Source organism: Aeromonas rivuli, from assembly GCF_000820045.1.
Taxonomy (GTDB): Bacteria; Pseudomonadota; Gammaproteobacteria; order Enterobacterales; family Aeromonadaceae; genus Aeromonas; species Aeromonas rivuli.
Genome location: NZ_CDBJ01000053.1, coordinates 148,625 through 170,048 on the forward strand (window position 1 = coordinate 148,625; position 21,424 = coordinate 170,048).

General features: G+C 58.4%; 15 protein-coding genes and 1 pseudogene. 12 read left to right on the forward strand and 4 right to left on the reverse strand.

What is annotated here, in order from left to right:
* Positions 1-56 precede the first annotated feature (56 nt).
* Positions 57-1,676: an ABC transporter substrate-binding protein gene (locus BN1130_RS11765; protein WP_042042300.1), complete on the reverse strand. Its 1,620-nt coding sequence runs from the start codon at positions 1,674-1,676 to the stop codon at positions 57-59.
* Between the two features lie 281 nt (positions 1,677-1,957).
* Positions 1,958-2,593, reverse strand: coding sequence for a YchE family NAAT transporter (locus BN1130_RS11770; RefSeq protein ID WP_005906182.1), 636 nt, complete (start codon positions 2,591-2,593; stop codon positions 1,958-1,960).
* A 339-nt stretch (positions 2,594-2,932) separates the two neighbouring features.
* Here BN1130_RS11770 and BN1130_RS11775 point away from each other — a divergent pair.
* The 6 genes and pseudogenes from BN1130_RS11775 (at position 2,933) to BN1130_RS11800 (ending at position 12,269) form a co-directional block, all read left to right on the forward strand.
* Positions 2,933-3,490 (forward strand): annotated as a pseudogene (locus BN1130_RS11775) (2OG-Fe dioxygenase family protein).
* A 294-nt stretch (positions 3,491-3,784) separates the two neighbouring features.
* On the forward strand, positions 3,785-6,460 hold the full coding sequence (gene adhE, locus BN1130_RS11780; RefSeq protein ID WP_042042215.1) for a bifunctional acetaldehyde-CoA/alcohol dehydrogenase: 2,676 nt from the start codon (positions 3,785-3,787) through the stop codon (positions 6,458-6,460).
* Positions 6,461-6,570: 110 nt separating this feature from the next.
* Positions 6,571-7,809: an HD-GYP domain-containing protein gene (locus BN1130_RS11785; RefSeq protein ID WP_042042216.1), complete on the forward strand. Its 1,239-nt coding sequence runs from the start codon at positions 6,571-6,573 to the stop codon at positions 7,807-7,809.
* Positions 7,810-8,163: 354 nt separating this feature from the next.
* A complete protein-coding gene (locus tag BN1130_RS11790; RefSeq protein WP_042042217.1) occupies positions 8,164-9,834 on the forward strand; it encodes a sensor histidine kinase in 1,671 nt (556 codons plus the stop codon).
* A gap of 61 nt (positions 9,835-9,895) precedes the next feature.
* Positions 9,896-10,600 (forward strand): two-component system response regulator BtsR, encoded by a 705-nt coding sequence (gene btsR, locus BN1130_RS11795; RefSeq protein WP_042042218.1) that lies wholly within the window; start codon positions 9,896-9,898, stop codon positions 10,598-10,600.
* Between the two features lie 235 nt (positions 10,601-10,835).
* A complete protein-coding gene (locus tag BN1130_RS11800) occupies positions 10,836-12,269 on the forward strand; it encodes a carbon starvation CstA family protein (protein WP_042042219.1) in 1,434 nt (477 codons plus the stop codon).
* Between the two features lie 86 nt (positions 12,270-12,355).
* On the opposite strand, the gene BN1130_RS11805 is transcribed toward BN1130_RS11800, so the two are convergent.
* Positions 12,356-13,993: a mechanosensitive ion channel family protein gene (locus BN1130_RS11805; RefSeq protein WP_042042220.1), complete on the reverse strand. Its 1,638-nt coding sequence runs from the start codon at positions 13,991-13,993 to the stop codon at positions 12,356-12,358.
* Positions 13,994-14,227: 234 nt separating this feature from the next.
* On the opposite strand from BN1130_RS11805, the gene BN1130_RS21695 reads away from it, so the two are divergent.
* The 5 genes from BN1130_RS21695 (at position 14,228) to BN1130_RS11830 (ending at position 19,536) form a co-directional block, all read left to right on the forward strand.
* Positions 14,228-14,557, forward strand: a complete 330-nt coding sequence (locus tag BN1130_RS21695; RefSeq protein WP_084218196.1) for a DUF3302 domain-containing protein — start codon at positions 14,228-14,230, stop codon at positions 14,555-14,557.
* A gap of 10 nt (positions 14,558-14,567) precedes the next feature.
* Positions 14,568-15,605, forward strand: coding sequence for an HlyD family secretion protein (locus BN1130_RS11815; protein WP_042042222.1), 1,038 nt, complete (start codon positions 14,568-14,570; stop codon positions 15,603-15,605).
* Positions 15,606-15,708: 103 nt separating this feature from the next.
* Positions 15,709-17,517 carry a DNA repair helicase RadD gene (gene radD, locus BN1130_RS11820; protein ID WP_042042223.1) on the forward strand — a complete coding sequence of 603 codons (1,809 nt, stop codon included), beginning with the start codon at positions 15,709-15,711 and terminating at the stop codon, positions 17,515-17,517.
* Between the two features lie 166 nt (positions 17,518-17,683).
* Positions 17,684-19,120: a D-alanyl-D-alanine carboxypeptidase/D-alanyl-D-alanine endopeptidase gene (gene dacB / locus BN1130_RS11825; protein ID WP_042042224.1), complete on the forward strand. Its 1,437-nt coding sequence runs from the start codon at positions 17,684-17,686 to the stop codon at positions 19,118-19,120.
* A gap of 152 nt (positions 19,121-19,272) precedes the next feature.
* Complete coding sequence (locus BN1130_RS11830; protein WP_042042225.1) at positions 19,273-19,536, forward strand: GrxA family glutaredoxin; 264 nt, start codon at positions 19,273-19,275, stop codon at positions 19,534-19,536.
* Positions 19,537-19,592: 56 nt separating this feature from the next.
* Here BN1130_RS11830 and BN1130_RS11835 read toward each other — a convergent pair whose 3' ends face one another.
* A complete protein-coding gene (locus BN1130_RS11835; RefSeq protein WP_084218197.1) occupies positions 19,593-19,835 on the reverse strand; it encodes a DUF1653 domain-containing protein in 243 nt (80 codons plus the stop codon).
* Between the two features lie 370 nt (positions 19,836-20,205).
* On the opposite strand from BN1130_RS11835, the gene BN1130_RS11840 reads away from it, so the two are divergent.
* Entirely contained in the window at positions 20,206-21,420 is a 1,215-nt protein-coding gene (locus tag BN1130_RS11840; RefSeq protein WP_042042226.1) for a pyridoxal phosphate-dependent aminotransferase, read from the forward strand.
* Positions 21,421-21,424 lie beyond the last annotated feature (4 nt).

Here is a 21,424-nt window from a genome sequence, read left to right on the forward strand (position 1 = left end):
AATTTAAAGGCCCGCCGTCTGGCGGGCCTGCTTGTTATGCGACTTTTTTACTGTACTCAGTGAGCGATGATGTACATGTCCTTGCTGTACAGGTTATCCAGCGGGTTGGCCGGGTAGCCGCCCACATAGGGTTTCACCATACGGGAGGTCACGTACTGATAGATGGGCGCAATCGGCATGTCCTTGGCCAAGATGTCTTCGGCCTGAACATAGAGCTTGTTGCGGGAGACCTCATCCACCTGGTCACGGGACTCAGCCATCAGCTTGTCGAATGTCGGGTTGGAGTACTTGCCGTCGTTGTTGCCATGGGTGGTCTGCATCAGATCCAGCATGGAGGAGGCTTCGTTGTAGTCCGCAATCCAGCCGCGACGAGCCACATCAAACTGACCCTGCTTGAGGGTTTCCAGATAAGTCTTCCACTCCTGGTTCACCAGGCTCACCTGCACCCCCAGCTTCTTCCACATGGAGGCGACGGCCACGGCCACCTTCTTGTGGTTGTCATCGGTGTTGTAGAGCAGCTCGAACTTGAGCGGGTTGCCCGGGCCGTAGCCAGCCTCTGCCAGCAGCGCCTTGGCCTTGGCATCCAGCTCAGCCTGGCTCAGCTTGGACCAGGCCGGAGCCACCGGCTTGAAGCCATCCACGAAGTCCGGCACCAGGGCATAACCTGGGGTCTCACCCTTGCCCATCACCTTCTCGGCGATCACGTTGCGATCGATGGCATAGGTGAGTGCGGTACGCACTCGCACATCGTCATAGGGTTTGCGCTTGGTGTTGAAGGTGTAGTAATAGGTGCCCACATAGCCGCTCACCTGCACCTCCGTCGGGTGCTCCTTCTTCATCTGCTTGAAGCGCTCGATGGGCATGTTGTAGGTGAGATCCACTTCGCCAGCCAGGTAGCGATTCAGTTCGGCATTGGTGGACTGGATGGGCAGATAGGTGACCTTCTCGATCACCGTCTTGGCGTTGTTCCAATAGTTGGGGTTGCGCTCGACATCGACCCGCTCGTTGACCACCCAATCCTTCAGCTTGTAGGCACCGTTGGAGACCATATTTTCCGGTTGGGTCCATTTGTCACCAAACTTCTCGATCACCGCCTTGGGCACCGGATAAGTGGTGGTGTGAGAGAGCATGCTGACGAAATAGGGAATGGCTTTTTCAAGCTGCACTTCGAAGGTATGGTCATCCGTGGCCTTGACCCCCAGGGTGTCGGCAGGCTGCTTGCCGGCGATGATGGCACTGGCGTTGACTATGGTCGGAATTTCCATGTACCAGGAGTAGGGAGAGCCCGTCTTGGGATCCACGGCGCGCTTGAAGGCATAGACGAAGTCGTGGGCGGTGACAGGGTCACCATTGGACCACTTGGCATCTTTGCGCAGGTGGAACACGAAGTGTTTGTTGTCCTTGGTTTCCCAGGACTCGGCGACGCCGGGCAGGGTCTCACCCTTGGGACCTGAGCTGACCAGACCCTCGAACAGGTCACGCTGAATATTGGATTCGACCGTTCCTTCGGTCTTGTGCGGATCCAGGGTAGCGGGTTCTGAACCGTTGCCTTTCACCAGGGATTGCTCGGGGGCGAGCTTGGTACCAGCGGGGACGTCGGCGGCCTGAGCCAGGGTGGCTCCACCGAATAGCGCAGCCAATAAAAGGGTATTAATCATTGTTTTTTTATGAGTCATTTCCATTTACTCCAACAAGAACATTCCATGCGTTTGTCATAAATGCGGGCCTGAGCACGCAGTCAGCATAATTCCCTGTCATTTCTGATAATGCAATAGATATCATCAGAGCGGGTCTGGATCCTTGGTTAAATAAACAGCTTTTAAGCAATTATCCAGCATTTAAATAGGCCGAAACGGCGCTTTTATACACAGAGCCGCTCGATTCTAGGAAATGGTTAACGAAAAAGAAACAATAAAAAGCCGGTCACGGGGACCGGCTGGCACAAAACAGACTCAGCTCACATCAGGCTGGGGAAGACTCCCTTGATGCCCGCCACCATGATCTCGATGCCAAGGGACATCATGATGAGGCCCATGATCCGGGTCACCACGTTGATGCCAGTGTTGCCCATCAACTTGAACAGCAAGGGGGCGGCGCGAAAAATCAGCCAGGAGCAGAAGGAGAAGATGGCCACCACCAGCGACATGCCAAGCAGCTGCTGCCAATGGCTCTGACTGGCATAGACGATCACCGAAGAGATGGCCCCCGGACCCGCCATCAGCGGCAGCGCCAGTGGCACCACGGCAATCGACTCGCGGGCGGCCAGCTCCCCTTTCTCCTGCTTGTTGTGTTTCACCTCTCCCAGCTTGCCCTGCAGCATGGACCAGGCGATCAGGGTGATAAGCGACCCCCCTGCGATGCGAAACGACGCCAGCGAAATGCCAAAGCCATCGAGGATCAGTTGCCCCATGTACATGGAAACCAACAGGATCACCATGACGGCAATATTGGCCGTGGTGTTGGTCCTCATCCGCTCGGCCGGTGTCTGATGATTGGTCAAGCTGACGAAGACAGGCAGGAGGCCCAGCGGGTTGATAATGGCGATAAGGCCAATGAAGAACTTCAGGTATAACGAAAAATCGATGTCAGCCACGCAAGTCATCCACAGATAAGCGCCCGTTGGGGCCAGCAGGTAAGAAATTGTGCACGAATTTACCTCATAGTTTGTGCGGCCACCAATCAAATAATCTCACGTTCCCCGCCCTCAATAGTTAGTTCCTCTAATGTGTTATCAAATTTCGACACAATCGTTTGTTAAAAAACATTGTGACGATTTAACATTTCGGTAAAATCATTTCGAGTTTTATCTCGCCATCGGATTTGGTAACAAGATTTCATCTCACAAAAAGAGGAGTTTTCAATGATAGATATGGACGTCACCCTGGATTGGCAACTCGATACCCTGCCAGCAACGCTCGTTGCCGGGCTGAGTATGTTTTTCGATCAACTCCCGGTAGATCCCTATATCGACGGTGATTTTCGTCGCCGCCGCTACGGTCGTTTCGAAAAACAGGGCCAGGGCTTTCATCGCCTCGACAACGGCGTCTTCTTCCAAGCCGCCGCCATCAACAAGTTTCTCGGCGACGTGCCCCGCACCTACCCCGATCTGCTGCCCGCCGTTGCCCAGCATGATGCCTTCCTGGCCATGCTCAGCGCCTTCGCACGCCACACGGCACTGGCTGACGGCCGCGAGATAGGCGTGCATCAGATGCGGATCTGCGCCTCCCTCGGCAGCGCAACTCCCCCCGCCCCCGAGGGCGTGCATCAAGATGGCTTCGACTTCATCGGCGTCTTCTTCTGTGGCAGCCAGGGGGTCACGGGCGGGGCCTTGCAGCTTTACCACGGATTAAAAGAATAACCCTTTTTCCAGCAAGCGTTAACAACCGGTGACTATCTGGTGCTCGATGATCGCCGCTTCTACCACAATGCCGCCCCCATCCTCCCCACAGGCCAGCAGGGCCACTGGGATGTCATAGTCCTAACTGCTTGATTTAAATGGCGTGAGATTCGTTCACGCCCCATTCATCCCCCGCCAGCTTAACTCCACAAGCCGATAACATGTTGAAAACATGTATTTTGAAATAAAATTTCTTTTGTTCTTTTGTTACACATGATCCAGATCAAGCTTTGCTGACATGAGACGGCCCTATAATCGATGGCGAAAGCAGTTCAGTAAGGCTTGTAAATACCCCATAGTGGTCAGGCTCTCCTTGACACGGTGTCTATAATTGCCGGGCATTGCCAAGGTCTTACTAAACAGTTTTCAAATCATCAGGAGATAAACATGGCAGTAACCAATTTGGCTGAACTGGATGCACTGGTTGCTCGCGTCAAAGAAGCGCAGCGTCAATTCGCCAGCTTCTCGCAAGAGCAAGTTGATGCAGTGTTCCGCGCCGCCGCCCTGGCCGCCAGCAACGCCCGTATCCCCCTGGCCCAGATGGCCGTGGCAGAGTCCGGTATGGGTATCATCGAAGACAAGGTTATCAAGAACCACTTCGCCTCCGAATACATCTATAACGCGTATAAAGATGAGAAGACCTGCGGCATCCTGAGTCAGGATGACGAGATGGGCACCATGATCATCGCCGAGCCGGTAGGCATCATCTGCGGCATAGTGCCGACCACCAACCCGACCGCTACCGCGATCTTCAAAGCCCTTATCTCCCTGAAGACTCGCAACGCCATCATCTTCTCCCCGCACCCCCGCGCCAAGAACTCCACCAATACCGCCGCCAAGCTGGTACTGGATGCCGCCATTGCCGCCGGTGCCCCGAAAGACATCATCGGCTGGATTGACCAACCTTCCGTCGAGCTGTCCAACGCGCTGATGAAGCACAACGACATCAACCTGATCCTGGCCACCGGTGGCCCGGGCATGGTGAAAGCGGCTTACTCCTCAGGCAAGCCTGCCATCGGTGTCGGTGCGGGCAACGTGCCTATCGTCATCGACGAAACCGCCGATGTTAAGCGCGCCGTCGCCTCCATCCTGATGTCCAAGACCTTCGACAACGGTGTGGTCTGCGCCTCCGAGCAAGCGGTCATCGTGGTTGACTCCATCTACAACCAGGTGAAAGAGCGTTTCTCCAGCCACGATGGCTACATCCTCTCCAAGGATGAAGCGGACAAGGTACGTAAAGTACTGCTGATCAACGGCGCGCTGAACGCCGACATCGTCGGCCAGCCGGCCACCAAGATCGCGGCCATGGCTGGCGTGACTGTGCCAGCCACCACCAAGATCCTGATCGGTGAAGGTCTGGAACTGTGCGCCGAGGATGAGTTCGCTCACGAGAAGCTCTCCCCGACACTGGGTATGTTCCGTGCCAAGAACTTCGAAGACGCCGTTGATATGGCCTGTGACATGGTCAACATCGGTGGTATCGGCCACACCTCCGGCCTCTACACCGACCAGGATCGCAACGCCGACCGCATCAGATACTTTGGCGACAAGATGAAGACCGCCCGTATCCTGATCAACACCCCCTCCACCCAGGGTGGTATCGGTGACCTGTACAACTTCGCTCTTGCTCCTTCCCTGACCCTGGGTTGCGGCTCCTGGAGTGGTAACTCCATCTCCGAGAACGTCGGTCCCAAGCACCTGATCAACAAGAAGACAGTCGCAAAACGGGCAGAAAATATGCTGTGGCACAAACTTCCGAAATCCATCTATTTCCGTCGTGGCTCCCTGCCGATCGCCCTCGGTGATCTGGAAGGCAAGAAGCGTGCAATGGTGGTCACCGACCGTTTCCTGTTCAACAACGGCTATGCCGACGACGTGGTTCGTCTGCTCAAGAAGCTGAACATGGAAGTGGAAGTCTTCTACGAAGTAGAAGCCGACCCGACCCTGTCCATCGTCCGCAAGGGCGCCGAGATGGCCAACTCCTTCAAGCCGGACGTTATCCTGGCGCTGGGTGGTGGTTCACCGATGGATGCGGCCAAGATCATGTGGGTCATGTACGAGCACCCGGACACTGCGTTCGAAGATCTCGCCATGCGCTTCATGGACATCCGCAAGCGTATCTACAAGTTCCCGAAAATGGGCGTGAAGGCCGAACTGGTCTGTATCACCACCACGTCCGGTACCGGCTCTGAAGTCACCCCGTTTGCGGTAGTCACCGACGACGCCACCGGCATGAAGTACCCGCTGGCCGACTACGAGCTGACCCCGAACATGGCCATCGTCGATGCCAACCTGGTCATGAATATGCCCAAGTCCCTGTGCGCCTTTGGTGGTGTGGATGCGGTCACTCACGCCATGGAAGCCTACGTTTCCGTACTGGCCAACGAGTACTCCGATGGCCAGGCGCTGCAAGCGCTGAAGCTGCTCAAAGAGTACCTGCCGTCCAGCTACCAGAACGGTGCCAACGACCCGGTTGCCCGCGAGAAAGTACACAACGCGGCCACCATCGCCGGTATCGCGTTCGCCAACGCCTTCCTGGGTGTCTGCCACTCCATGGCGCACAAGCTGGGCGCCGAGTTCCACATCCCGCACGGTCTGGCCAACGCCCTGCTGATCAGCAACGTGATCCGCTACAACGCCAACGACAACCCGACCAAGCAGACTGCGTTCTCCCAGTACGATCGTCCGCAGGCTCGTCGTCGTTACGCCGAAATCGCCGATCACCTGGGTCTGACCAACAGCAGTGACCGCACCGCGGCCAAGATAGAGAAACTGCTGGCCTGGCTGGACGAGCTGAAAGCGACCTTAGGGATCCCGGCCTCCATCCGTGAAGCCGGCGTGAACGAAGCCGACTTCCTGGCCAAGGTTGACCAGCTGGCCCTGGAAGCATTCGATGACCAGTGCACCGGCGCCAACCCGCGCTACCCGCTGATCACCGAGCTCAAAGCCATACTGATGGATACCTACTACGGTCGTCCTTTCAGCGAGGAAGTCCGGGTTGCTGCCAAGGTGGAAGCCAAAGTCGACGTCAAGGTTGATAGCAAGAAGAAAGCCAAAGCCTGATAAGTCAGAGCGATAACAAGAGCCCGCGCACATGCGCGGGCTTTTTTATTTGTCTATCTGCTTAATTTTGCTAGCTTGTTGGTAGGCTTTTTGGCGAACAGGTGTTGCGTATGGCACTGATGCAGGCATCTATCGAGCAGTTGCGGATAGGCCACTATGTCCACCTGCCCGTGGGCTGGCAACAACACCCCTTCCTGTTCAACGCTTTCAAGATCAAAGATCAGCAGCAGCTCGATATCATACGCCACCTGGATCTCGCCCTGCTCACCGTCGACACCGACAAGAGTGACCTGCCGCTGGCCCCCTTGCTGCAAGGTGACGACCCCGTCGAATTACCCCCTGCCGGGCACTCCCCTGCCCCGAGTCACGCCACTGAGACGGCACTCTTCGATGACAAAGCCTGGCGCCGATCTCTGCGCAGTGCCGACAAGGCATTTGGCCAATCCATGTTGGATTTGCGTGAAGCACTCGGAGCCCTCAATTTGAAACCCGATGAGGGGCTGGCCAATGTCGCCCAGCTGGTGCGCAATGTGGCCGCCCGCCTGCGTGAACATCAGGGCCCCCTCGGCCTGCATCTGATCCGCAGTGTCCACAGCGACATCCTGCTACAACACAGCCTCAACATTGCCTTTATTGCCATGTTGATGGCCCGCGAGCTGGAGATGGACCCCCTGGCGATCGAGGAGGTGGGATTGGCGGGTCTGGTACATGATATCGGCGAGCTGAGAGTGCCCAGCCAGATCAGCCAGAAACGGGGCGAACTGACGCGTTCTGAACAAAATTACCTGAATATGCACCCTCAATACGGGCTGGAAATGCTCAATCAGTGGCAGGCATTCGAACCCAGGATCCGTCAGGTTGCCCATCTTCATCATGAACGGCTCGATGGCAGTGGTTTCCCCCTCGGCATCAAGGGCGGCGAGATCCCGCCACTGGCGCGCCTCATCGGTCTGGTGGATTATTTTGATGAACTGCTTCACCCCAGGGGGACGAGTCAGCCAGTCGCCCCCAATCAGGCCATCAGCCAGCTCTACAAGCTCTCTCAGAAGAAATTCGAGCAACCCTTGGTCAAGCTGCTTATCAAACTGCTCGGCGTCTATCCCCCCGGATCTCTGGTGCAGCTGTCGGATGGTGTCCTGGCCCTGGTTGTCAGCACTGAGCCTACCCAACCCTTGAAGCCCAAGATCCTGCCCTATGCCAAGGGGCAGCGCAGCGAGGGGGTTCCCCTCATCGATCTGCGCGAAGATGAGCGCACTATCATCGCCTCGCTCAAACCGGAGGAACTGGACGATGCCCAGCGCCACTTCTTCAATCCGGGCCGACGCTTTTGTTACTACTTTGCATTTTGAGTTATCCCCAGAAGCTGGGGATAACTCATTGGACAAACTTGAATAATCGACTGAAAACCCACAAAACGGTTGTCGACTGAGGATGGATAAAAAACGCCCAGTCTCACGACTGGGCGGAGCATGCCACCTCCATGTGGCACATCCTGCGGATGCATTCATGCTCCCCTCCTGAATATCAATTGTTTTTCATTTACACAAATATCAATTTAACGTGCTGATTTTATATAGTTTTTATTTTATGTTCTGGCAAAATGCCGCCCCAGGCGCCAACAGAGTCGCCACAGAACAAGATCCCGATCACAGTTGCGGGGGGATGGTCATCCACTGCCCCCCTAGCAATGAGGAACGTTTTTTATGCAATTGGTCCTCTCACTGCTGCAGCAGATGAGCGTCTTCCTGGTCATCGCCTACCTCTTTTCCAAGACGCCACTGTTTCGGCCGCTGACGCATTTCTCGGTGCGCCTGCCCCACAAGGTGCTCATTTATGTGCTCTTTTCCGGTTTCTGCATCCTGGGCACCTATGTGGGCCTGGACATCGATGATGCCATCGCCAACACCCGCGCCGTGGGGGCCGTGCTCGGCGGTCTGCTCGGCGGCCCCCTGGTTGGCCTGCTGGTCGGACTGACCGGCGGCCTGCACCGCTACAGCATGGGCGGTTTTACCGATCTGGCCTGCGCCATCTCCACCACCTGCGAGGGGCTGCTCGGCGGCCTGCTGCACTGGCGCCTGGTGCGGGCGGGTCGGACCGATGCGCTGTTCGAGCCCAGAACCGCCTTCTTCGTCACCCTGGTGGCCGAAGTGATGCAGATGGTGATCATCTTGCTGGTCGCCGCCCCCTTCGATAAGGCACTGCTGCTGGTGCGCACCATCGCCACCCCCATGATCCTGGCCAACTCCTGCGGCGCGGCCCTGTTCATCAGCATGATCCGCGATCAACAGCAGATGTATGAGAAGTTCTCCCGGGTCTTCTCGGCCAAGGCGCTGACCATCGCCAACCGCACCGTCGGCATCATGAGCCAGGGGTTCACGGTGGAAGCGAGCGACAAGATTGCTCATATCGTCAAGGAAGAGACCGGGGTCGGCGCCGTGGCCATCACGGACACTCACCAGATCCTGGCGTTTATCGGCATAGGGGAAGATCACCACAAGCCGGGTACCCCTATCACCTCGCGCCTCACTCAGCAGGCCATCAGTGAGAACCGGGTGCTGTTTGCCGATGGCAACAGCCAACCCTATCGCTGCAGCATCTCCCCCCAGTGCGAGCTCGGCTCGGTGCTGGTGATCCCTCTGCAGGGGGACATGGGGGTGATTGGCACCATCAAGCTCTACGAGCCCAAGACCCGATTGTTTCTCAAGATCAATCACACCCTGGGCGAGGGGATCGCCAATCTGCTCTCCCAGCAGCTGCTCAGCGGTCGACTGGAGCAACAACAGCGCCTGCTGATGCAGTCAGAGCTCAAGTTGGTACAGGCCCAGATCAATCCCCACTTCCTGTTCAACACCCTCAACACCATAGGGGCCATCACCCGCCGCAACCCGGAGCGGGCCCGGGAGCTGCTATTGCACCTGTCGCGCTTCTTTCGCAACAACCTTAAGCGCCAGAGCGATCTGGCCACCCTGCAAGAGGAGCAAGAGCACTGCCAGTCCTATCTGGAGATAGAGCTGGCCCGCTTCGGCGACAGACTGACGGTCATCAACGAGATCCCCGAGCATCTGGCCCAGCTGCGTCTGCCGAGCTTCACCCTGCAGCCTCTCATCGAGAATGCCATCAAACATGGGATCTCCACCCTGCTGGGCGAGGGGCGATTGCGATTGCTGGCCCAGGAGCATGAGGGGTGCGTGACCATCAGCGTCGAGGACAACGCCGGTTGCTGGCAACCGGGAGCCAATGGCGATGGGTTAGGCATCTCCATTGTCGACAAGCGCCTCAAGAGCGCCTTCGGCCCGCAATATGGCATCAGCATTCACTGTGAACCCGAGCACTGGACCCGGGTCTCGTTCACCTTGCCCAGGGATACCCCATGAACCCGCCTTGCGCCCCGGTCTCAACCCGTCCCACACAGAGCCCTTTGTCCCAGGAGAGAAGATGATCCGCGTTCTCATCGTCGACGATGAACCCTATGCCCGCGACGAGCTGGCCCTGCTGCTTGGTCAGGATGATGACATCGTTCTCCTGGGGCAGGCGGCTAACGCCATAGAGGCGCTCGGCCTGATCAACAGCCTCAAACCTGACGTGGTCTTCCTCGATATTCAGATGCCCAAACTCAGCGGCATGGAGCTGGTCGCCATGCTCGATCCCCTGCCCCGCATCGTCTTCGTCACCGCCTATGACGACTATGCCATTCAGGCCTTCGAAGAGCAGGCCTTCGACTATCTGCTCAAACCGGTCGAACCCGCCCGACTGCACAAGACCCTGGCTCGGCTCAAGCAGGATATGACGCCGCAACCCATGGCGACCCTGGCACCGGCCATCCACCATATTCCCGGCTATCTCCATAACCGGGTGAGACTGTTGCCCATGGCGCAGGTGGAGTACGCCTTCTCGGATCTGGGCGGGGTGCATGTGGCCTGTCAGGGGGAGTTGTTTCACACCCAGCTCACCCTCAAATCCCTGGAGGAGAAGAGTCCGCTGCTGCGCTGCCATCGCCAGTACCTGATCCACCCTGCCGCCATCTTCGAAATCGCCCTGCTCGATAACCAGCTGGCCGAGATAGTCACCCAGAGCGGCGCCCGGGTGCCGGTCAGCCGCCGCTACCTCAAGGAGCTGAAAGACCAGTTCGGTCTCAGCTAACCGCCCTCCTCCAGCATGCCAGGGCGCCTTGACCAAGGACCCCTGCCAGGGCCCCTTGCCATGCAAGCCGGGCCTCCAGCAGGCCTGGCCCATCGGGCATCAAGCGTGAACCGGATCACAATCCTTCGCCGCTCGGGACGCCAAGACGCCGCTCAGGTTCTTTCCCATGAGTTTCACCGCCCGGCCACCTAGACTCCTCAGCGCACACCACAATAACAAGTAATGGAGCGTTACAATGGTCTGGTTCTTCCTCTGTGTCGGCCTGCTCGTCGCCGGCTATTTCACTTACGGTAAAATCATCGAACGGATTTTCGGCCCCAAACCCGAGCTGAAAACCCCGGCCATCACCATGGCCGATGGGGTGGACTATGTCCCCATGTCCGACAAGAAGATTTACCTGGTTCAGCTGCTCAACATCGCCGGGGTCGGTCCCATCTTCGGCCCCATACTCGGCGCCCTCTATGGCCCGGTCGCCATGCTGTGGATCGTATTTGGCTGCATCTTCGCCGGTGCGGTGCACGACTACTTCTCCGGCATGCTGTCGGTGCGCGCCAAGGGCGCCTCTGTCCCGACCGTGGTCGGTGAGCACCTGGGCACAGTCGCCAAGCACTTCATGAACCTGTTTGCCGTCATCTTGCTGATGCTGGTCGGCGTGGTGTTCGTACTGAGCCCGGCCGGTCTGCTCTCCAGCCTGACTCACATCGAGATGGTCTACTGGATCGCGGCCATTTTTGCTTACTACATCCTCGCGACCATAGTCCCCATCGACAAGATCATCGGTCGCTTCTACCCCATCTTCGGCGCCCTGCTGGTGTTCATGTCGGTCGGCCTGGTGATCGGCCTCATGGTATCGGGCAAGGGGTTCTACAACACAGGGATGGACTTCTCCAACCTGCACCCCACCGACTTGCCGCTCTGGCCGCTGCTGTTCATCACCATCGCCTGCGGTGCCGTCTCGGGTTTCCACGCCACCCAGTCCCCACTGATGGCGCGCTGCATGCAAAATGAGAAGTCCGGTCGCTTCATCTTCTACGGCGCCATGATAGGCGAAGGTGTCATCGCGCTGATCTGGTGCACCCTGGGGCTCTCCTTCTACGAGAGCACGGATGCCCTGAACGCAACCCTGGCCAATGGCGGCCCCTCTGCCGTGGTCCACGAGGTCTCCACTGGCCTGCTCGGCACCGTCGGCGGCATCCTCGCCATCCTCGGCGTGGTGATCCTGCCCATCACCTCCGGCGATACCGCGTTTCGCAGTGCCCGCCTGATAGTGGCGGACTTCCTCAACATGACCCAGAAGCCCATCGTCAAGCGCCTGCTGATTGCCATCCCCATGTTTGTGCTGGGTTACATCATCTCCAAGGCAGAGTTCGGGGTGATCTGGCGCTACTTCGGCTGGGCCAACCAGACCACCGCGGTGATCATGCTGTGGGCTGCCGCCGCCTACCTCGCCAAGGAGGGCAAGCTGCACTGGATTTGCACCATACCGGCCATGTTCATGACCGCCGTGGTCATCACTTACCTGGCCAATGCCCCCATCGGCTTTGGCATGGAGATGCAGATCTCGACCATCATCGGCTTGGTGGCTACTGCCCTGCTGACCCTGGCCTTCCTGGTCAAGTTCAGGCCAACCGATGCGAGCGAGACCGCCAGTGAAATCAAGGAGATCTGACCGCCCTCCCGCGCTGAAATAGCAAGAGGCCCGGCATCGCTGCCGGGCCTTTTCATTTGTCAGGTCATCAGACGCAGACCCCTGACTCAGTTGCCAGGTGCCTGATCCTTGGGCGCTTCGGCCGGGGCCTGGTACCACTGCTCCTTGGCCACCAGCACTGCCTGATCCGGCTGGGCAATGAAGTTGGGGGACATGATCTGTACCCCGAACTCGTTGAACACATCCTGGATATGGCCATGGAGCTCGGTCTTGACCACCGCGGGCAGCAACCCCGCCTTCATGCGCACCTGCAGCTCGTATTCCACATACCAATCCTGCAGATTGAGCTGACGCACCAGGGGGGCCTCGTCCTGATTGAGCCGCTCACAGCGCCGGGCGGCCAGTTCCAGCATGGCATGCACCTGACGCCAGGGGGTGTCATAGCCGATGGTTACCTTGGTGAGCAGGGCCACTCCCTTCTCGCCGGCGAGGCGGGTGAGATTGACCACCTTGCCGCCCACGACCACGGCGTTGGGCAGGGTAACCTCGTGATCCTGGCGCGTCACCAGCTTGGTAGACAGGGCACTGAGCTCGGTCACCATGCCTTCCACCTCGCCAATCTGTACCAGATCGCCGGGACGCAGGGCCCGCGAGTAGATGAGCACCAGACCACTCATGGCGTGGTTCATGATCCCCGCCGAGCCCAGGGTCACCATGAGGCCGAAGAAGACACTCACCCCCTTGAAGGCATCCGAATTGGCGCCGGGCAGATAGGGGTAGGCCACCGTCAGGGCAAACAACCAGATCACCACGGAGAGCAGGCGACGGGTCGCCCCCACCGTCTCGGCATGCAGCCCCTGCATCCGTAGCTGACCACGTTCGATGCGATCAAAGATGATGCCCAGCATACGTATGAAGAGCCGGGTCATGACGAAGATGAGCAACACTGTCACCAGCCCCGGCATGGCGGCCATGATGCCCTCCAGCATGTCAATGCACAGGGTAAACAGCGAGCTGCCCAGCCGATCGCTCCAGGCCCTGGTTTGAGGAAAGAGCCCCAATACGTAGGTGAGCCAGCCGTAGGTCACCATGAACACCAGCAGCAGCGTCACCAGCCCCAGTAGTCGCACCTCGACATTGCCCGCCACCTGGCGCCACTGGTGAGGGATCAACCCCTTTTGCAGCAACAGTCGATTGGCGAGCCACTTTCTGACTCGACGATGGATCCATTGCAGGCCCCATATAAGGCCGAAGAAAACCAGGCTGGCCAGCACAGCTTTGCCGGTGGCCTTGAGCAGATAAGGCGTGGAGTGCAGCTCCAGATACTTGAGTCTCACCTCTTCCAATCGCCCCCGCACGCGGTCGGCCGCTTGATCCAGGGTGAGCTCATCGAGATCGTCCAGATCCTTGTCCACCAGCACCAGGACTCGTTTGCCGTTGGCCATGAACTCCCGCGTCTCATAGCCGAGCCGCTGGCTCGCGACGACGGTAATGGGGGTCTGCAAGTCATCCGCACTCATGGTGTCGAGGCGTTCATGCACCCGACGCACCCGATCCGCACCGTCCAGGCTACCAAATTTGGCCTGAAACATGACGATAGGTTCATGGAGCAGCACCAGGGTCCGGGCCAGCTCCTGCTCGGTGGGCTCTCGCCTCGGTTCTGCCGCCCAGCCCACTCTTGCCAAGAGCAGGCAAGTCAACAGCAGACCGGTCAACCACAAACTCATGTTGCACAGTTTTTTCATCGCGCCCCCATTTCCCTGTTTCTCACAGATCCGGATCAATTTTTTGTTTGATTTTACAGAAAAAAAAATTCTTTTGCGTGATTAATAACCGGCCAATGAACCTAGGCTGTACCAGAAGATGGACGCCTCTATTGCACACTTGCACTGAGGTAATATGCTGTCATCATGTGCCGCTGAACACTGCGGATACGAGATGAAAGTGTCAGCTCGAAATTTATATGGGAGAAATTGAGGATGCTTGATTACATTGCCTTGGGGATCTTGGTATTCGTCGTCTTGGTCATGTTTTATGGAGTTATCGTCATTCACGATATTCCGTATGAAATTGCCAAACATCGCAATCACCCCCATCAGGATGCCATTCACGTGGCCGGCTGGGTCAGTCTGTTTACATTGCACGTACTTTGGCCTTTCCTGTGGATCTGGGCCACTATCTATCGCCCCGATCGTGGCTGGGGGTTCAGTCAACGTCTGCAACAGGACGAAGATGATCTTTCTACCATCAAGCAAGAGCTTGCCGCTTTGCAAGCCCGTATGGCCACGCTCGAACAGCCCAAAAAATAGGTAATATTTCATGGACTTGCTACTGATCCTTACTTATACCGCTCTCTGTATCGGTATCTTCAAGCTCTTCAAGATCCCCCTCAACAAGTGGACTGTGCCGACGGCCGTGCTGGGCGGGGTCTTCATCATCGGGGCGCTCATCGTACTGATGAACTACAACCACCCCTATTCAGAGCTGGCACGCAACTATTACGTCTCCACCCCCATAGTGCCGCTGGTCAAGGGCCGCGTCACCGAGGTGCCAGTCCAACCGAATCAGCCTGTCAAGAAAGGAGATGTGTTGTTTCGTATCGAAGCCGAGCCATTCCAGGAGAGGGTTGCCAGCCTGACCGCCAGGCTTGCCTCCAACACAGATTTCCTCAGAGCCCTCAGTGCCAGACTGCGCTCCGCCAGTCTGGATCGCGATCGCGCTCAGGAGCTGGTGCGCCGTGGCATCGGCAAACAACGGGATCTCGACGTCACCCAGGCCAACGTGGACGATATCGTCGCCCAGACTGATCAACAAAAGGCAGCGCTGGATGACCTCAAGGCCCAGCTAAACATCGCCAAATACGATCTGGAGCAGACAGTGGTCTATGCCCCAAGCGATGGCCATATCGTGCAACTGGCGTTGCGCCCCGGCATGATCGCCGCCCCCTTCATGTATCGCCCCGTGATGACCTTCATCCATGAAGATGCCAACTCCTACGTCGGCTGGTTCTGGCAGAACAGCATGCAGCGCCTGAAGGCAGGGGACGAGGCTGAAGTAGTGCTGGACGGCATCCCAGGCCGGATCTTCAAAGCCAAGGTGCAGTCCGTGATCCCCGCCATGGCGCCGGGTAACATCCAGGCTCAGACGGGCCTTATCGACCAGACCACGGCGCAACTGCCGGGTCGCCTGCCCATCGTCCTCGAGATCACCGATCCCGAGTGGGCCAAGTATCAGGTGATCGCCGGCTCCAGTGGCCAGGCCGCCATCTACACCGAACATGTCCACCATGTGGCCATCATGCGTAAAATCCTGATGCGCATGGGTAGCTGGCTCAACTACCTGTTCCCCTTCCATTGATCACTCCAAGCGGGCCAGTCTGACTGGCCCGCTGTCGTTTGTGCCCAGCCCTTCCCCTCCCTATAATGCCCGCCAGCCCTTTTTATCAGTCAGCTTCCCCATCATGTTCGTGCTCAGGCCCTATCAGACAGAGGCGGTCAACGCCGTCATCCAGCATTTTCGCAAACACCCGGATCCCGCCGTGGTGGTGCTGCCCACCGGGGCTGGCAAGAGTCTGGTGATCGCAGAGCTCGCCCGCAAAGCCCGTGGCCGGGTGCTGGTGCTGGCCCACGTCAAGGAACTGGTGGAACAGAATCACGGCAAATATGAGGCCTGGGGGCTCAAGGCCGATATCTTCGCCGCCGGGCTGGATCGCAAGGAGGCCAAGGCCCAGGTGGTGTTTGGCTCGGTGCAGTCTGTGGCGCGCAATCTGGCCGCCTTCGATCCCGTTTCACCAGTGGCAGCCACCTCGGTAGACACCATCAGTGCCACGGGAAGCTTCTCCCTGCTCATCATCGACGAGTGCCATCGGGTATCACTGGATGAGGAGAGCCAATACCATCAGGTGATCGACCATCTTAAAATCGCCAATCCATCCCTCAAGATCCTCGGGCTCACCGCTACCCCCTACCGACTGGGGCTGGGCTGGATCTACCGGCGCCACTATCACGGCATGGTGAAGAGCCACGGCGAACGGCTGTTTGGCGACTGCGTGTTCGAGCTGCCGCTGCGCTACATGGTGAAACACGGTTATCTCACGCCGCCCCGATTGGTTGATGCCCCCATAGTCCACTACGACTTCAGCAAGTTGATTCCCAAGGGCAATGGCCTGTTCAGCGAGGCGGACCTCAATGGCGAGCTCAAGCGCCAGCAGCGGGTCACCCCCCACATCATCAGCCAGGTGCTGGAGTACGCAGTCGATCGCCAGGGGGTGATGGTCTTCGCCGCCACCGTCGAGCATGCCCGCGAGATCCAGGGTCTGCTCGTCGCCAAGGAGCAGCACACCGCCCTCATCACCGGCGAGACCCCGGGCCCTGAGCGCGATGCCCTCATCAGCGCCTTCAAAGGGCGGGAGATCAAGTTTCTGGTCAACGTCTCAGTGCTCACCACAGGTTTCGATGCTCCCCATGTCGATCTCATCGTGATGCTGCGCCCCACCGAGTCTGTCTCGCTCTACCAGCAGATCGTCGGCCGTGGCCTGCGCCTCTCGCCGGGCAAGACGGATTGCCTGGTACTCGACTACGCGGGCAACAACTTCAACCTGTTCGCCCCCGAGGTGGGGGAGCCCAGGCCCCATGCCGGCACCGAACCCGTGCAGGTACCTTGCCCGGCCTGTGGTTTTGCCAACACCTTCTGGGGCAAGACCGATGAGGATGGCAAGGTGATTGAACACTATGGCCGGCGCTGCCAGGGATTCTTCGAGGATGACGATGGCGCGCGGGAAGAGTGCGACTACCGCTTTCGCGCCAAGATTTGTCCCGGCTGTGGCAGTGAAAACGACATCGCCGCCCGCCGCTGCCAGCGCTGCGATCAGCTGCTGGTCGACCCGGATGACAAGCTTAAGGAAGCCCTCAATCTCAAGGACTGCATGGTGATCCGCGCCGCCGGGCTGACCCTGGCTGCCGGCCGCGGCAAACAGGGGGAGCGGCTGGAGGTGACCTATCACGATGAGGATGGTTTGACCCTGATGGAGTATTTTTCTTTCCACAGCCCAGGGGCGCGACGCTTGTTTCAACGGGCCTTTGTGCGTCATCATTGGCGCGCTCCGGGCCTGGAGCCCGAATTTGCCACCCTGGATAGCGTCCTTGCGGCACAGGCCCAGTTCCGTCATCCCGATTTCGTCATCGCCCGCAAGTCAGGGCGCTTCTGGCAGGTGAAAGAGAAGATTTTTGATTATGAGGGGCGGTATCGCACTGCCGACAGCCTCGGCTAACGTCGGAGCCTGACTGACAGGTGACAGCGACCATGCTCGATGATGAGGCGCCGCACCGCCAACCCTTGGCTAAGGTCGGGACCTGGCTGATGGGTAAAAGAGACGATTTTTCTATTCTGAGGGGCGACAGCGCACTGCCGGCCCCTCGGCTAACACAGAGGTTTTTATGCAGCGGCTTTTGACAGGTTTTTGTGCTTTCGTTTCCCTGGCGGCTCTGGCTGCCCCGCTGACCCCGCCCCAGGGCGGTCAATATGCCGTGATAGTGCAGGGCAACAATGGCGTCGAGTACGCTCGCCACGCCGATGACATGATAGCCCCCGCCTCCACCATGAAGGTACTCACCGCCCTGGCTGCCCGACTCGAGCTGGGCGCCGATTTTCGCTTCGCCACCGATATCCAGGTCAAGCCGGGCGCTAAGCAGGGCGATCTCATCAATGGCGATCTCTGGATCAACTTCGTGGGCGATCCCACCCTGTCGCGGATGGACCTGCTCGCCCTCTTCAAGCAGCTTGGCGTCACGCGCATCAAGGGCAATGTCCACGTCAATACCGGCGCCTACAACGGCTATGAACGCGGCAATGGCTGGTCCTGGGGGGATCAGACCCTCTGCTTCGCCGCCCCCGTCTCTGCGGTCATCATCGACAAGAACTGTGCCTATGGCACCGTCAGCGCCACCCAGATAGGCCGCCCCGCCAGCGGCCATGTGGCCACCGGGGTACCCATCAGCATCAGCGCCGACAACGTGGAGGTGATGAGCTATGGGGACATGGCACGCCAGTTCTGCGCCCTGGAAGTCGACATGGCCAAGGGCAATCATTACGAACTCAAGGGCTGTATCACCCCGAACAAGGAGCCCCAAGGGCTACGTTTTGCCATCCACGACGTGGAAGCCTGGGGCTGGGACAACATTCGCTGGGCCATGGACAGAGCCGGGGTCAAGCATGACGGTCTGCTGCGCGTGACTCACAAGGCGCCTGAGGGTGCCGAGACGCTGGCAACCCACTATTCCGCCCCGCTGCCGGTGATGCTGGCCAAGATGCTGAAGAAATCCGACAACACCTATGCCGATACCTTCCTCAAGACCGTGGGTCGCCACTACTACAACAAGCCGGGCAGTTATCGCAGCGGCACCATGGCGGTCCGCGCCATCCTGACCAAGCAGGGCATCGATCTGGGCAATGCCACCCTGGCTGATGGCTCGGGTCTCTCCGCCCATAACCTCATCAGTGCCCGCCAGATGCTGTCTGTGCTGAACTTTATCCAGCGCAATGATGCCCAGCTGGGCTTTATCAAGTTACTGCCCAGCTCCCAGGTTGACGGCACCCTGGCGTGGCGACGCAGCGTCACCGCCCCCATGATGAAAAACAAGGTGCATGCCAAGACGGGCACCATCACAGGCACCTCCAACCTGGCCGGTTTCATCGATACCGCCGGGGGACAGCGCAAGGCGTTCGTGGTGTTCCAGCGTGGCCTCTCCCAGGATCCCGCCACCCATGAGCGCTACCGTGCCAGCAAGGCGCCCTGGCCATGGACCGTCTTTGAGAAAGGCATACTCGAGGGTATCTACCAGCAGCAACCGCTCCAGATCGTCGATCGTCCGTGAATGGGCGCGGTGAGCATACCGATGCCGGCAGGGCCTGTGCCATCGAACAAGGCGAATGCAGGCATCGACAATTTCCACTTTGACTGACCCAGGGGCACCGCTATGCTGTGCCCTGTCCCATATCAACGCCCTCGTATCATTGGAGAGAGAAGATGTTTGTAGAAATTTATGGTCGTCCCGGTTGCCCCTACTGCGTGCGCGCCAAGATGCTGGCCGAGCAGTTGCGTGAGGAACGCGATGATTTTGACTTCAAATACGTGGATATCCAGGTAGCAGGGCTCACCAAGGATGACTTGGCCGCCAAGGCGGGTAAACCCGTCACCACAGTGCCGCAAATCTTCCTGGACGAGCAGCACATCGGTGGCTGCACCGATTTCGAAGCCTATGCCAGAGCCAATCTGGGCCTCGATCAGTAACCCCATAGAAATACCAAAAAGGCGCCCCGGGGCGCCTTTTTCATGTTCATGGCCGATCACCCACCGGCTTGACTCGCCACCCTGGTGAATCGGCTCACGGTCTGTCCTTGATCCTCGGCGCTCCCCATGAACATGGCGAGGGGGCGAGCGTACACCACGCCATCCTGCTCGGATTGATAGATCACCAGCTGCTCCCGGGTCTCGCTGTGCCAAGCCAGGGTGAGCACCCGATAGTAGCCGCCCTTGAAGTGACGATAACGGCCTGGCTCGGGTAACTGGGGTTGCATGTCCGCTGCCATCTTATTCTCCTCAATGGTGCCATCGGTGAACACTTCGCCGCACTGGCCTGAACACCGACCCACTCTGCGGCCAACCAGGCCCCCAAACGATACTTTTTTACGCAAGCTAATCGTGCCACAAGCGGGTGGTAATTCAATACAGTAAGGGTTGATATACCACTACCACCACATCTTTCACTAGAAATCCGCACCATCAGCAAACGAAAACACTAAAAATAACAACTTGGCAACCCTGTTTTAGCGGTCATAAACAGGGAATTATTCTAAAAAGAGGATTGTTCTGGCATTCAATTCTGTGAAGAATAGGGACAAAGAAATTTGATTCTAAGCATGCCTTTTCGCCAACGCGCTCCAGGGGATTTCAGTCACTATGCTCACCATCGACAAGTCGCACAAGCTCGACGATGTCTGTTACGACATTCGCGGCCCTGTGCATAAAGAGGCTCGCCGTCTCGAAGACGAAGGCCACCGCATCATCAAGCTCAACATCGGCAACCTGGCCCCCTTCGGTTTCGAGGCCCCGGAGGAACTCATCAAGGATGTGATCCTCAACATGCCCCAGAGCCAGGGCTACTGCGACTCCAAGGGACTCTTCTCCGCCCGCAAAGCGGTGATGCAGTACTACCAGCAAAAAGGGATGCGCAAGATCGATATCGATGACATCTACATCGGTAACGGTGCGAGCGAGCTCATCGTCATGGCCATGCAGGCGCTGCTCAACAACGGCGACGAGATGCTGGTGCCCTCCCCCGACTATCCGCTGTGGACCGCCGCCATCACTCTCTCCGGCGGCCATGCGGTGCACTACCGCTGTGATGAAGGGGCCGACTGGTACCCGGATCTCGATGACATCCGCGCCCGCATCACCCCGCGCACCCGCGGCCTGGTGCTGATCAACCCCAACAACCCGACCGGCGCCGTCTACGGCAGCGAATTCCAGTTGGAGTTGATCGAAATAGCCCGTCAACACAACCTCATCATCTTCGCCGACGAGATCTACGACAAGATCCTCTACGACGACATCTCCCATACCAGCGTCTGCACCCAGTGTGACGATGTGATGGTGGTGACCTTCAATGGCCTCTCCAAGGCCTACCGCGCCTGCGGTTTCCGCCAGGGCTGGATGGTCCTCACCGGCCCCAAGGGCCGTGCCAAGGGCTACATAGAGGGGCTGGAGATGCTGGCCTCCATGCGCCTGTGCTCCAACGTGCCCATGCAGCATGCCATCCAGGCGGCGCTCGGTGGCTACCAGAGCATCAATGAGCTGATCCTGCCGGGCGGGCGGCTGCGTCGCCAGCGAGACAAAGCCTGGGAACTGATCAACGACATCCCCGGGGTCTCCTGCGTCAAACCCAAGGGGGCGCTCTACCTGTTCCCGCGCCTCGACCCCAAGGTGTACGACATTCGCGACGATCAGAAGATGGTGTTCGACCTGCTGCAGCAAGAGAAGCTGCTGCTGGTGCAGGGGACCGGCTTCAACTGGCCTGCCCCGGATCACTTCCGCCTGGCCTTCCTGCCACGGGAAGAGGAACTGGAAGAAGCCATTGGTCGCCTCGCCCGTTTCTTGAAGGGTTACAAGCAGTAAGTCG